This window comes from Geodermatophilus sp. SYSU D00696, from assembly GCF_054050235.1.
Map to the genome: position 1 here is coordinate 1 of NZ_JBJGYY010000040.1, position 12,675 is coordinate 12,675.

The 12,675-nt window shown below is 75.2% G+C and carries 14 protein-coding genes; 6 read left to right on the plus strand and 8 right to left on the minus strand.

Features of this window, described 5'->3' with window-relative positions; translation table 11 throughout:
* Positions 1-137 precede the first annotated feature (137 nt).
* Positions 138-1,952, minus strand: coding sequence for a phosphoenolpyruvate carboxykinase (GTP) (locus ACI79O_RS20110; protein ID WP_456878092.1), 1,815 nt, complete (start codon positions 1,950-1,952; stop codon positions 138-140).
* 221 nt (positions 1,953-2,173) lie between these two features.
* Between ACI79O_RS20110 and ACI79O_RS20115 the strand changes: the two genes are divergently transcribed.
* Positions 2,174-3,358 carry an NADH:flavin oxidoreductase/NADH oxidase gene (locus ACI79O_RS20115; protein ID WP_456915008.1) on the plus strand — a complete coding sequence of 395 codons (1,185 nt, stop codon included), beginning with the start codon at positions 2,174-2,176 and terminating at the stop codon, positions 3,356-3,358.
* The gene (locus tag ACI79O_RS20120; RefSeq protein WP_456915009.1) at positions 3,355-3,780 is read left to right on the plus strand and encodes a hypothetical protein; all 426 of its coding nucleotides are present in this window, start codon (positions 3,355-3,357) and stop codon (positions 3,778-3,780) included. Before ACI79O_RS20115 ends, ACI79O_RS20120 begins: the two co-directional genes overlap by 4 nt.
* Here ACI79O_RS20120 and ACI79O_RS20125 read toward each other — a convergent pair.
* Positions 3,756-4,283, minus strand: a complete 528-nt coding sequence (locus ACI79O_RS20125; RefSeq protein ID WP_456915010.1) for an SRPBCC domain-containing protein — start codon at positions 4,281-4,283, stop codon at positions 3,756-3,758. The two genes, ACI79O_RS20120 and ACI79O_RS20125, sit on opposite strands and share 25 nt — an antisense overlap.
* Positions 4,280-4,621, minus strand: a complete 342-nt coding sequence (locus tag ACI79O_RS20130) for an ArsR/SmtB family transcription factor (protein ID WP_456915011.1) — start codon at positions 4,619-4,621, stop codon at positions 4,280-4,282. The genes ACI79O_RS20125 and ACI79O_RS20130 overlap by 4 nt, the downstream gene beginning before the upstream one ends.
* 73 nt (positions 4,622-4,694) lie before the next feature.
* On the opposite strand from ACI79O_RS20130, the gene ACI79O_RS20135 reads away from it, so the two are divergent.
* Together ACI79O_RS20135 and ACI79O_RS20140 are read left to right on the plus strand one after the other, a co-directional pair.
* Positions 4,695-4,928 carry a hypothetical protein gene (locus ACI79O_RS20135; protein ID WP_456892725.1) on the plus strand — a complete coding sequence of 78 codons (234 nt, stop codon included), beginning with the start codon at positions 4,695-4,697 and terminating at the stop codon, positions 4,926-4,928.
* A 75-nt stretch (positions 4,929-5,003) separates the two neighbouring features.
* Positions 5,004-5,246, plus strand: a complete 243-nt coding sequence (locus ACI79O_RS20140) for an acyl carrier protein (protein WP_456878098.1) — start codon at positions 5,004-5,006, stop codon at positions 5,244-5,246.
* Between the two features lie 55 nt (positions 5,247-5,301).
* Here the strand turns inward: ACI79O_RS20140 and ACI79O_RS20145 are convergent, their stop codons facing one another.
* The 3 genes from ACI79O_RS20145 to ACI79O_RS20155 all read right to left on the minus strand — a co-directional run bounded on the left by ACI79O_RS20145 (position 5,302) and on the right by ACI79O_RS20155 (position 7,499).
* A complete protein-coding gene (locus tag ACI79O_RS20145; protein WP_456915012.1) occupies positions 5,302-5,994 on the minus strand; it encodes a DsbA family oxidoreductase in 693 nt (230 codons plus the stop codon).
* Positions 5,995-6,022: 28 nt separating this feature from the next.
* On the minus strand, positions 6,023-7,024 hold the full coding sequence (locus ACI79O_RS20150) for a cation diffusion facilitator family transporter (RefSeq protein ID WP_456915013.1): 1,002 nt from the start codon (positions 7,022-7,024) through the stop codon (positions 6,023-6,025).
* A 94-nt stretch (positions 7,025-7,118) separates the two neighbouring features.
* Positions 7,119-7,499 carry an FKBP-type peptidyl-prolyl cis-trans isomerase gene (locus ACI79O_RS20155; protein ID WP_456915014.1) on the minus strand — a complete coding sequence of 127 codons (381 nt, stop codon included), beginning with the start codon at positions 7,497-7,499 and terminating at the stop codon, positions 7,119-7,121.
* Between the two features lie 125 nt (positions 7,500-7,624).
* Here ACI79O_RS20155 and ACI79O_RS20160 point away from each other — a divergent pair, with 125 nt between their 5' ends.
* Positions 7,625-9,352 carry a glycoside hydrolase family 13 protein gene (locus tag ACI79O_RS20160; protein ID WP_456915015.1) on the plus strand — a complete coding sequence of 576 codons (1,728 nt, stop codon included), beginning with the start codon at positions 7,625-7,627 and terminating at the stop codon, positions 9,350-9,352.
* Here ACI79O_RS20160 and ACI79O_RS20165 read toward each other — a convergent pair.
* Positions 9,297-10,622 carry an MFS transporter gene (locus ACI79O_RS20165; protein WP_456915016.1) on the minus strand — a complete coding sequence of 442 codons (1,326 nt, stop codon included), beginning with the start codon at positions 10,620-10,622 and terminating at the stop codon, positions 9,297-9,299. The two genes, ACI79O_RS20160 and ACI79O_RS20165, sit on opposite strands and share 56 nt — an antisense overlap.
* Before the next feature lie 127 nt (positions 10,623-10,749).
* Here ACI79O_RS20165 and ACI79O_RS20170 point away from each other — a divergent pair, with 127 nt between their 5' ends.
* Entirely contained in the window at positions 10,750-11,991 is a 1,242-nt protein-coding gene (locus tag ACI79O_RS20170; protein ID WP_456915017.1) for an MFS transporter, read from the plus strand.
* 70 nt (positions 11,992-12,061) lie between these two features.
* Here ACI79O_RS20170 and ACI79O_RS20175 read toward each other — a convergent pair whose 3' ends face one another.
* The gene (locus ACI79O_RS20175; RefSeq protein WP_456892739.1) at positions 12,062-12,547 is read right to left on the minus strand and encodes a hypothetical protein; all 486 of its coding nucleotides are present in this window, start codon (positions 12,545-12,547) and stop codon (positions 12,062-12,064) included.
* Positions 12,548-12,675 lie beyond the last annotated feature (128 nt).

Consider the following 12,675-nt stretch of genomic DNA (forward strand, 5'->3'; position numbering starts at 1 on the left):
GCGGCGGGGGCGCAGGCGGCCGGCGGCGGGGCGCCCCCCCCCCCCCCCCCCCCCCCCCCCCCCCCCCCCCCCCCCCCCCCCCCCCCCCCCCCCCCCCCCCCCCCCCCCCCCCCCGGGAGTCGGGGCGGGGCCTCCCGCTAGGCGAGCCGGCTCTCGAGGATGGCGAGCTCGTCCCACATGGTGCTGGGGAGCTTGTCCCCGAACTTCTCGAACCACTCGGTGATCTGCGGGACCTCCGCGCGCCACTCGTCCCGGTCGACGGCGAGCGCCTTGCGCACCCGGTCCTCGGTCAGGTCCAGCCCGGAGACGTCGAGGGAGTCCGGCGTCGGGACGTGGCCGACCGGGGTCTCCTCGGCGGCGGCGGTGCCCTCGATGCGCTCGACGACCCACTTGAGGACCCGGCTGTTCTCGCCGAAGCCCGGCCACAGGAAGCCGCCGTCCTCGTCGCGGCGGAACCAGTTCACGTAGAAGATCCGCGGCAGCTTGGTGGCGTCGTGGGCCTTGCCGGTCTCGACCCAGTGCCGGAAGTAGTCGCCGGCGTTGTAGCCGATGAACGGCAGCATGGCGAACGGGTCGCGGCGCACGACCCCGACCGCGCCGGTGGCCGCCGCCGTCGTCTCCGACGACAGCGTGGCGCCCATGAAGACGCCGTGGTTCCAGTCACGCGCCTCGGTGACCAGCGGGATCGTGGTCTTGCGGCGGCCGCCGAAGAGGATGGCCGAGATCGGCACGCCCCGCGGGTCCTCGTACTCCGGGGCGAGGATCGGGCACTGGGTGATCGGCGTGCAGAACCGCGAGTTCGGGTGCGAGGAGGGCTCGTCGGAGTCCGGCGTCCAGTCCTGCTTCTTCCAGCTGGTCAGGTGGGCCGGGGGCTCCTCGGTCATGCCCTCCCACCAGACGTCGCCGTCGTCGGTGAGCGCGACGTTGGTGAACACCGAGTTGCCCCGGTCGATGGTGCGCATCGCGTTGGGGTTGGTGTCCCAGCCGGTGCCGGGCGCGACGCCGAACAGGCCGTACTCGGGGTTGAGCGCGTAGAGCCGGCCGTCCTCGCCGAACCGCATCCAGGCGATGTCGTCGCCGAGGGTCTCGACCTGCCAGCCGGGGATGGTCGGCTCGAGCATCGCCAGGTTGGTCTTGCCGCAGGCGCTCGGGAAGGCGGCCGCGATGTAGTACGTGCGCTGCTGGGGGCTGGTCAGCTTCAGGATGAGCATGTGCTCGGCGAGCCAGCCCTCGTCACGGGCCATCGCCGAGGCGATCCGCAGCGAGTAGCACTTCTTGCCCAGCAGGGCGTTGCCGCCGTAGCCCGAGCCGTAGGACCAGATGGCCCGCTCCTCGGGGAAGTGCACGATGTACTTGGTCTGGCTGCAGGGCCAGGGCACGTCCTCCTGGCCCGGCTCCAGCGGCGCGCCGAGGGAGTGCATGGCCGGCACGAACGGCCGGTCGGTGCCCATCGCCTCGAGGATCCGGCTGCCGATCCGGGCCATGACCCGCATGGAGACGACGACGTACTCGGAGTCGGTGAGCTCGACGCCGAACATGGGGTTCTCGGCCTCGACCGGGCCCATGCAGAACGGGATGACGTACATCGTGCGGCCACGCATCGAGCCCCGGTAGAGCTCGGTCATGATCGCCTTCATCTCGTCGGGGGCCATCCAGTTGTTGGTCGGCCCCGCGTCGGCCTCGTCGACCGAGCAGATGAACGTGCGGTCCTCGACGCGCGCGACGTCGCTGGGGTCGGAGGCGCACCAGAAGGAGTTGGGCTTGCGCTCCAGCCGGGTGAAGGTGCCGGCGTCGACCAGCCGCTGGGTCAGCCGCTCCCACTCCTCGTCACTGCCGTCGACCCACACGACCCGGTCCGGGGTGGTCAGCTCCGCCATCTCCTGCACCCAGGCCAGCAGCCGGGCGTGGGTGGTGGGGGCGTTCTCGAGACCGGGGGTGGCCACGGAAGTCACGGCGTCTCCATCCTGTGGGGCGCACGCCGGGTGCGGGGACACCGGCGCCGGTGCGAGCTGCGTCCCGGGGCGGCGGTGCGGGTCCGGCCGTCCGGGTCGGGTCAGCGTACAAGCGGTGATTGCTCTTCGTAATGGTGAGAGGTGTTACGTCTAGGACGTCTACCCCGGGGTCGGGCGGTGACCGGGAACACCGCAGGTGAGCGCGGTGTTGGCGCCGTGACGTGACCAGTCTCACGAGCGGCTCCGCGCCGTCCCCGGCCCTCCTCACGCCCCTGACCCTGCGCGGCGTGACCCTCCCGAACCGGCTCGTCGTCGCCCCGATGTGCCAGTACTCGGTGACCGACGGGCTGGTCGGCGACTACCACCTCGTGCACCTCGGCCGGTTCGCGCTCGGCGGCTTCGGCGCCGTCCTCGTCGAGGCGACGGCGGTGACGCCCGCGGGGCGGATCAGCCACGGTGACGTGGGCCTGTGGTCCGACGCGCACGTGCCGGGCCTGGCCCGGGTCGCCGCCTTCCTGCGCGCCTCCGGAGCCGTCGCGGGCATCCAGCTGGCCCACGCCGGCGCCAAGGCCAGCAGCCGGCGCCCGTGGGAGGGCGACGGCCCGCTGACGGCGGCCGACGCCCGGCCGGGCGAGGAACCATGGCCGACCGTCTCGGCCAGCCCCGTGCCCGCCGGTCCCGGCCGGCCGGTGCCGCACGAGCTCACCGTCGGGGAGCTGGCGGAGGTGCGCGAGGCGTTCGTCGCGGCCACCCGCCGGTCGCTCGCGGCCGGGTTCGACGTCGTCGAGGTGCACGCCGCGCACGGCTACCTGCTGCACCAGTTCCTCTCCCCGCTGTCCAACCGGCGCACCGACGACTACGGCGGCTCGCGCGAGGCCCGGTGGCGCTTCCCGCTGGAGGTGGTCGAGGCGGTCCGCGCCGCCTGGCCCGCGGACCGGCCCCTGTTCGTGCGGGTCTCGGCCGTCGACGGCACCGCGGACGGGATCACGCTCGAGGACACCGTCGCCTTCGCCCGGGAGGTCCGGGCCCGCGGCGTCGACGTCGTCGACGTCTCCGGCGGTGGCCTGGGCGGCTGGGAGCACCCGCTCGGCTACGGCTACCAGGTGCCCTTCGCCGCCGGCGTCCGCGAGGGAGCCGCGGTCCCCACGATGGCCGTGGGGCTGATCGTCGACGCCCGGCAGGCCGAGGCCGTCGTCGCCGGGGGCCTGGCCGACCTGGTGGCCGTCGGACGGGAGGCGCAGGAGGACCCCAACTTCGCCGTCCACGCCGCGCGCGACCTCACCGGCGCCTACGACGCCTACCCGGTGCAGGCGAGCGAGCGGCTGGACCGGCGCAACGCCTTCCTCGGCCGGCTGGGCCCGTGGACCGGCCCGGCACCGGTGCAGGTCCCCGAGCGGGCCCGGTGACGGGTCGCCGTCGGGCGCTGCTCGCGACCTCCGCCGTCCAGCTGGGGGCGGGCCTGCCCGGCACGATCCTGTCGCTGCGCCGCCGGCACCCGTTCTCCACACCCGTGCTCGCCGGCTCCCCGGCGACGGTCGGCCGCGACGCCTGGTGGGCCGGGACGGCGCTCGGCCCGCCGGCCTGGACCCTGGCGGTCCACGCGCGGGCGCTGGCCCGACTGGCCGCGCGCGACGACCTGCGCGCCCGCCGGGTGCTGGTCGCCACCGGCGCCGCCCTCGTGCCCGGCTACCTGGCCGAGCGGCTCGTGCGCCGGCGGCTGACCCCGGCCGGCGCCGACCCGGTCGAGACCGGGGTGGTCGCCGTCGGGCTCGCCGCGGCCGCCGCGATGGCCGTGCTCGGCGTTCAGCCCTCCGGGGTGCGGCCGTAGTCGGGGCCGGTGCGGGCCAGGAAGGTGTCCCAGTCGCCGGGCGCCGGGCGGCCACCGGCCTCGGCGTCGAACTTGTCGAGGTACCAGTGCCAGCCGAGGGCGAAGTCGGTGACGTCGGCGCCGGCGGCGAAGACCTGCACGAAGTGCAGCGTGGTGCGGCCGCTCTCGACGACGAGGGCCAGCTCCACCCGCCAGTCGGCCTGGTCGACCCACTCGACGACCAGCCGGCGCGGCGGGTCGCACTCGGCGATCCGCACCGGCTCGCCGACCGGCTCGGCCTCGTGCGTCATCGTCAGCGTCCCGCGGCCGCCGGGGCTCCGCTCGCCCTCGTAGGTGCCGAACCAGCGGGCCAGCCGGTCGGGCTCGGTGAGCGCCGCCCAGACGGCGTCGGGACCGTCGGACCAGGAGCGGCGGAACTCCAGCCGGAGACGCCCGTCGGGGAGCTCGGTGACCGCGCCGCGGCGGCCGGTCGGCGGGTCGGCGGGGGTCTGGAGGTCGGTCACGGGGCGTCTCCGTCCGTCGGGGGGTGGGCCCGGGCCCGGCGGCCACGGGTCATCTCGGTGTCGAGGGCGTCCAACCGCTGGGCCCAGAGGTCGCGGTAGGACCCCAGCCAGTCGTCGAGCTCCCGCAGCGGGCGCGGGTCCAGCGCGTAGAGCCGCCGGCGTCCCTCGACCCGGCTGCTCACCAGCCCGGCCTCGCGCAGCACGCGCAGGTGCCGGCTCACCGCCGGGCGGCTGACCGCGAACCGGCCGGCCAGCTCCCCGGCGGGCAGCTCGCCGTCCCGGAGCAGCGCGAGCAGCCGCCGCCGGGTCGGGTCCGCGAGAGCTGCGAGCGCCTCCACGGCGGATGTGTAACACAAGAGTTACGCATCAGGCCAGGGATTGCCGTCCTCGACCGGAGGGCAGGGAGGTCGCATGAGCGTCACCGACCCCGACGTCCCGGACCCGATGAACGACCCCCGGACGACGCAGGCCGACCCCGGCACCTACGGCCAGGGCGCCGACCTCGCCTCGGCCGGGGACGACCCGGTGTCGGCCGGGCAGGACGAGCCGGCCGCCGACGACCCGGAGACGACGGCCGGCCGCACCCTGGCCGACGACGCCGGCGGGGGCGACGTCGCGGGAGGCGCGTTCTCCAACGCGCCGTGACGGACCGGCTCGTTTCGGCCGGGAGGAGCGGGGAACCCGTCCGGACGCCCATCCCCCGACGACGAGGAGGACACCATGGCCACCGGTGAGACCGGATTCGAGGACGTCACCTTCGACCTGATCTCCGTGCAGTACCACTCGCTGAAGGCCGGGCACGACTACGGCCAGTACGTCCGGGACGCCGAGAACGCGGGCCTCGACGACATCGCCGCGTTCTTCCGCGAGGTCATGGAGCAGGACTCGGCGCGCGCCCGGCGCTGCCACGAGCTGCTCCGCAAGATCTCCGGCACCGAGCAGGGCGGCCCGGCCACCCAGTGAGACAGCGGAGGCCCTCCACCCGCGCGGGTGGAGGGCCTCCGTCGTGTCCGACGCGTCAGACGGCGCAGCTGTCGCCCTCGCAGCCCTCGGCGGCGGGGACGGTGGTCAGCGGGTGGGCGTCGGCCCAGGCCCGCTCGAGCAGCTGCAGCAGCAGGTCGGCCGGCTGCGCGCCGGCGGCGCCGTAACGGCGGTCGACGACGAAGAACGGGACGCCGGTGGCCCCCAGCGCCTGCGCGGTGCGGGCGTCCTCGAGCACGGCGGGCCGGTACCGGTGGTCGGCCAGCGCGGCGCGGACCTCGGCCTCGTCGAGCCCCGTCTCGACGGCCAGCGCGGCCAGCGAGTCGACGTCGAAGACCGGGCGGGCCTGCTCGAAGTAGGCGTGCAGCAGCCGCTCCTTCACCTCGCCCTGCCGGCCCCGCTCGGCGGCCAGGTGCAGCAGCTCGTGGGCCAGCAGCGTGTTGCCGCCGACGCCCTCCTCCAGGCGGTAGTGCAGCCCCTCACCGGCGGCGGTCTCCTCGACGTGGCGCATCATCGCCCGCATCTCCTCGACCGGGCGGCCGTACTTGGCGGCCAGCGCCGGGAGGGTCGCGTGGGTCTCGCCCTCGGGGACCGACGGGTCGAGCTGGAAGGAGCGCCACACCACCTCGACCTGGTCGCGGTGCGGGAACCGCTCGAGCGCGGCCTCCAGCCGGCGCTTGCCGATGTAGCACCACGGACAGACGACGTCGGACCAGACCTCGATGCGCACGGCCGGCTCAACCGCGGGCCGGGCGGGGTCATTCCGGACGGTGCGCCTCCGCACGGGCGCGGCCGTCGCCGGGCGTGGGGTCGAGGAAGACGAACCGCACCCCGCTGTGCCGTGCGACGAGGCGCCGCTCGGCCTCGTCGGAGGCCCGCTCGACGTCGGCGACGGTCGCGGTGTCGGCGAAGTCGACCTTGGCCATGACGGCCAGCCGGCCCGGCCCGATGACCGTGGTCAGGAAGACCGGGACGTCGTCGACCTGCGGCAGTCCGAGGAGCTCCTCGCGGAGCTCGTCCTGCAGCCGGCGCGGGATCGACTGGCCGATGAGCAGGGAGACGTTGGCCCGGGCCAGCGAGCCGGCGACAAGCAGCAGGAGGACGCCGATGAGGATCGCCGCGACGCCGTCCCAGACCGGGTCGCCGGTCACCTGCTCGAGGACGAGCCCCAGCGCGGCGAGCACCAGGCCGACCAGCGCGGCGCTGTCCTCGAAGGTCACGGCCTTGACCGTGGTGTCGGTGGTCGCGGCCAGGTAGCGCCGCGGCGTCGTCCCCCACCGGCGCGCCGCGCCGCGCACCTGGCGGACGGCCTTGAGCCAGGAGGCGCCCTCGAGCACGAACGACACCGCCAGGACGACGTACGCCACCAGCGGGGAGCCCTGCTCCTCGCCCTCGACGATGGTCTCGACGCCCTGGTAGAGGGAGAAGCCGGCGCCGAGGGTGAACGTGGCCAGGCAGGCGAGCAGCGCCCAGAAGTAGGTCTCCCGGCCGTAGCCGACCGGGTGGCGGGGGTCGGGCGGCTTGTCACCGCGCTTGAGCGCGACGAACAGCAGCACCTCGGTGACCGTGTCGGCCATCGAGTGTGCCGCCTCGGACAGCATGGCCGAGGAGTGGCTGATCAGGCCGCCGACCAGCTTGGCGACGGCGATGCCCAGGTTGGCCAGGCCCGCGACGACCACGGTGCCGGTGGACTCCCCGCCCGGGTCGCCCTCGGCGGCCGAGGCCAGGGCGTGGTCACGGGTGGGGACCGGCTCGCTCATGCCCGCGTCGGTGCCCCCCGGTTGCCCCGTGCAACCACCACGCGTCCTCGTGCTCTGCCCCCGGTCCGGGGCAGAGCACGAGGAGTGACGGGGACTAGCGGATGCCGACGAGGTCGACGACGAAGACGAGCGTCGCGCCGGGCTTGATCACGCCGCCCGCGCCGCGGTCGCCGTAGGCCTTGTGCGGCGGGATGGTCAGCCGCCGGCGGCCGCCCACGCGCATGCCCTGGATGCCCTCGTCCCAGCCCTGGATGACCATGCCGACGCCGAGGCGGAACTCCAGCGGGTCGCCGCGGTCCCAGGAGGCGTCGAACTGCTCGCCGCCGTCGTGGGTGACGCCGACGTAGTGCGCGCTGACGAGGTCGCCGGCCTTGGCCTCGGGGCCGTCACCCACCACGAGGTCCTCGGCCACCATGTCGTCGGGCGCGGGCCCGGTCGGCGGCTCGACGTCGGGGCGGCTCAGGGGCTGGGCCATCGGTTCTCCTCGGGTCGGTGCCGGGATGGTCCCGACGATCCGGTCCATCCAAACAGCGGTGTCCGCCGCCCGCCCCGCCGGGCCGACCGGGTGCGGCGCCGCGGCGGCCGTGCTGGGGTGGTCGGGTGGATCCCGACCAGCCGCCGTGGTGGACGCGCGCCGTCGTGTACCAGGTCTACCCCCGCTCCTTCCAGGACTCCGACGGCGACGGCATCGGCGACCTCGGCGGGGTGCTGCAGCGGGTCGACCACCTGGCCGACCTCGGCGTCGACGTCGTCTGGCTGTCCCCGGTCTACCCCTCGCCGCAGGCCGACAACGGCTACGACATCAGCGACTACCAGGACGTGGACCCGGTGTTCGGCACGCTGGCCCAGCTCGACGAGCTGGTCGCCGCGCTGCACGGGCGCGGGATGAAGCTGCTCATGGACCTGGTGGTCAACCACACCAGCGACGAGCACCCCTGGTTCGTCGAGAGCCGCTCGTCGCCGGACTCGCCCAAGCGGGACTGGTACTGGTGGCGACCGCCGCGGGAGGGGATGGCGGCCGGGCAGCCGGGCGCCGAGCCGACGAACTGGCACGGCTTCTTCTCCGGCTCCACGTGGGAGCTCGACGAGGCCAGCGGCGAGTACTACCTGCACCTGTTCGACCGCAAGCAGCCCGACCTCAACTGGGAGAACCCCGAGGTCCGGCAGGCGGTCTACGCGATGATGCGGTGGTGGCTCGACCGCGGGGTCGACGGGTTCCGCATGGACGTCATCAACCTGGTCAGCAAGGACGTCGGCCCCGACGGCCGGCTGCACGACGGCCCGCCGCTGCCGGGACTGCCCTACGGCGACGCGACGCCGTCGGTGGTGTGCGGGCCGCGCATCCACGAGTTCCTGCAGGAGATGCACCGCGAGGTGTTCACCGGCCGCCGCGAGCAGCTGCTCCTGGTCGGTGAGACACCCGGCGCGACGGTCGAGGACGCGCTGCTGTTCACCGACCCGGCGCGCGAGGAGCTGGACATGGTCTTCCAGTTCGAGCACGTCGGACTGGACTTCGAGGGCTCGAAGTTCTCCCCGCGGCCGCTGCGGATGCGCGACCTCAAGGCCTCGCTCGGCCGCTGGCAGACCGGCCTGGCCGACGTCGGGTGGAACTCCCTCTACTGGGACAACCACGACCAGCCGCGCGCGGTCTCCCGCTTCGGCGACGACTCGCCCGGGGCCCGCCGGGACTCCGCCACCTGCCTGGCCACGCTGCTGCACCTGCACCGGGGGACGCCCTACGTCTACCAGGGCGAGGAGTTCGGGATGGCCAACGCCCCGTTCGCCACGATCGAGGACTTCCGCGACGTCGAGTCGCTCAACCACTTCGCGCAGGCCGTCGCGCACGGGGAGGACCCGGACGCCGTGCTCGCCGCGCTGCGCCGGATGAGCCGCGACAACGCGCGCACGCCGGTGCAGTGGGACGACTCCCCGAACGCCGGGTTCACCACCGGCACGCCCTGGCTGCCGGTCAACCCCGACCACGTCGAGTGGAACGCCGCGGCGCAGCGGGACGACCCGGCGTCGGTGCTGGCCCACCACCGGGCGCTGATCGCGCTCCGGCACGAGGACCCGGTCGTGGCGCTGGGCGACTTCACCATGCTGCTGCCCGAGCACGACCAGGTGTACGCGTTCACCCGCTGCCTCGACGGGGAGACGCTGCTGGTCGTCTGCAACCTCGGCGGCGCCCCGCAGCCCCTGGGCGACCTGCTGCCCGAGGCCGTGTCCGCCGGGGTCGTCCTCGGCAACCTGCCCGAGGACGACCCCGCGGTGCTCAGGCCCTGGGAGGCCCGAGTCCTGCGCCTTCCGGCTCGCCGACCGACTCGCTGACCGGCTCGCTGCCCGCCGGTTCCCCGGCGGGCAGGTCGAGCGGGTGGGCCAGCTCGTCGACGTGCAGCCGCCAGGCGAGGACCGCGGCGACGGCGAGCACCGGCGGCACCAGCCCGGCCAGCAGGAAGGTGCCGGTCAGCCCGACCGCCTCGCTGACCGGCCCGGCCAGCGCCATCGACAGCGGCATGAACGCCAGCGAGACGAAGAAGTCGAGGCTGGACACCCGTCCCAGCAGCGCCGGGGGGACCCGCCGCTGCAGCAGCGTGCCCCAGATGACCGTGGCCGACTCGAACGCAGCCCCCAGCACCGTGGCCGCCGCGATCATGACCCACAGCGACGAGGTCCAGCCGAAGACGACCAGCGGCAGGCAGCCCGCGCCCCAGAGCAGGTTCATCACCGTCAGGTAGCGCCGCGGCAGCGGGAACGAGGCGACGACGGCCGACCCGACCGCGCCGCCGATCCCGAACGCGGCCAGCACCAGCGCGTGCTCGGCGGGCCCGCCGCCGGCCTGGTCGCGGACGGCGAAGGGCACCAGCACCTCGAACGGGCCGATCACCACGAGGACCATCAGCGAGGCGAACAGCAGCGTCGCCAGCAGCCACGGCGTGCGGACCATGTAGCCCACGCCCTGGCGGACGTCGGCGAGCAGGCCCGAGCCGATCTCCTCGCGGCGCACCGGCAGCGTGGGGAGCGCCGCCACGCAGACGGCCGCGGCGGCCGAGGTGAGCGCCGTGGCGAGCAGGGCGACCCCCGGGGAGAACGCGCCGACCAGCAGGCCGCCGGCCGCCGGCCCGGCCGCCATCGCCAGCGCGGGACGGACGACGCCCTCGAGACCGTTGGCGGCCAGCAGGTCCGCCGGCGGCACGACACCGGGGACGAGCGCGGAGTAGGCGGGGTAGTACAGCCCGGTGGCCACGCCGCCGGCCAGCGAGGCGGCGGCGAGCGGACCGAGCGCGAGGGTGCCGGTCAGCGAGAGGACGGCGACCAGCCCGACCGCCACCGTCTGCAGCAGCGCGACGCCGAGCAGGATCCGCCGCTGCGGCACCCGGTCGGCCAGTGCGCCGCCGAGCAACGTGCTGGCCAGCATCCCGCCGGCCGACAGCGCGGTGGCCACCGACAGCGCCGCGGGGCCGCCGCCGAGGTCGACGACCTGCCAGACCAGCGCCACGGTCCACAGCCCCTGGGCGAGCAGCGACAACCCCATCGAGGCGGCCAGCAGCCGGTAGGAGCGGTGCCGCAGGGGCGCGAGTGCGCGCGGCAGGCCGGACATGTCGGTTCCTCCTCGGGGGGGCGGCGCACCGTCGGCGCCGTCGGCCCATGCTCGCCGACGACACCGACAGGAGCAGCCGGATTTCCTGAGGAGCGCACGAGCGGTCGGCGGGTAGGGTCCCGGCCCCGTGGGCGGGGTCGTGGAGGCGGTGTTCCCGGCGCGGATGGGGATCCCGTTCCGCTGGCTGGTGGCCTCCTCCTGGGCGGGCAACCTCGGTGACGGGATCGCGCTGGCCGCCGGGCCGCTGCTGGTGGCCGGGCTCACCCAGGACCCGCTGCTGGTCGCGCTGGGTGCCCTGCTGCAGCAGCTCCCGTGGCTGCTGTTCGGCCTGCACGCCGGCGTGCTCGCCGACCGGGTGGACCGGCGCCGGCTGCTCGTCGCGGTCGACTGCGCCCGCGCCGTCGTGCTCGCCGTCCTGAGCCTCGCCCTGGCCACCGGCGACGTCGGCCTGCCCGTCGTCCTGGCCACGCTGTTCGTCCTGGGGACCGCCGAGGTCTTCGCCGACACCACCGGCGGCACGCTGCTGCCGATGGTGGTGCCGCGCGCGGACCTGGGCACCGGCAACGCCCGGCTGATGGCCGGCACGCTGACGATGGACCAGTTCGCCGGCCCCGCCCTGGGCGGCCTGCTGTTCGCCGCCGGCACCGCCTGGCCCTTCCTCACCCAGGCGGTGTGCGTCGCGCTGGGGGCGGTGCTGGTCTCGCGGATGCGGCTGCCGGCGCGGACGCCGGTGGAGCGGCACCCGCCGGTCCACCGGTCGATCGCCGAGGGCCTGCGCTGGACCTGGCACGACCCGGCCGTCCGCACGCTGACGCTGACCATCGTGCTGTTCAACGTCACCTGGGGCGCGGCGTGGTCGGTGCTGGTGCTGTGGGCCGACCAGCGGCTGGGCCTCGGCGCGGCCGGGTACGGCCTGCTCACCACCGTCGGCGCGCTCGGCGGCATGGTCGGGACGGCGTCCTACGGCTGGCTCGAGCGGCACGTCCGGCTGGCCACGCTCATGCGGGTGGGCCTGGCCCTCGAGACGCTGACCCACCTCGTGCTGGCCCTCACCACCACCGTGTGGGTGGCGCTGGCGGTGCTGTTCGTCTTCGGGGTGCACGCCTTCGTCTGGGGGACGACCTCGCGCACGGTGCGGATGCGGGCGGTGCCGATGGAGCTGCAGGGCCGGGTGGGCAGCCTCTACGCGATGGGCGTGTTCGGCGGCATCGTGGCCGGTCAGGGCGTCGGCGGGGTGGTGGCCCGGGTCTGGGGCGTGACCGGGCCGTTCTGGTTCGCCTTCGCGGGGTCGGCGGTGCTGCTGGCCCTGGTCTGGCGGGAACTCGGGCACGTCGCCCACGCCGACGAGGCCGCACTCGCGGCCGGCTGAGGCCCCCGCCGCCCGCTCGTGCTCTGCACACGGCTGTGTGCAGAGCACGAGCGTCCGCGGGACGAGGAGGTCAGGCGGCGGCGAAGACCAGGCGGAAGCCGCCGTCGACCGTCTCGACCTGCCAGAACACGTCCCCGGCGCTCCCGGAGACCGCGGGCTCGCCGAGGCCGGTCTCGGTGCGCTCGGCGCCCGGCGCGGCCGACTCGTAGTGCGCGAGGACCTCCTCGGCGCCGAGGTCCGAGGCGTAGTTGGCGTATTCCTGCCCGCCGTCCGCCGTCCCGCCGGTCTCGCACAGGGTGGCCCCGGCCGGCGGCTCCGGGAAGTCGGCGGGGACGGACTCGACGTCGGCGATGTCGGCGTCCCCGGTGACGGTCAGCGGGAAGGCCGCGGTGCACTCCTCGGGCACGTCGGCGCCCACGGCGTCGCCCGCCGCGGCGGCGGTGTCCTCCCCGGCGGCGGCCACGTCGTCGTCCCCGCTGCAGGCCGAGAGCAGCAGGGCGGTGCCGAGCAGGGCCCCGGCGAGGGCGCGGGGGGCGGTCGGGCGGGTGCGGTACACGGTTCTCCTCGGGCGTCGTCGGGCCCCGTGCGGCTGCCCGGGACCGGCCCGCCGCGCCGCCCGGGAGGGCGGTCCGGCGGCGGGCCGCGCGGGAAGGTAGCCGAGCGGATGCGCCCCGTCACCGGATC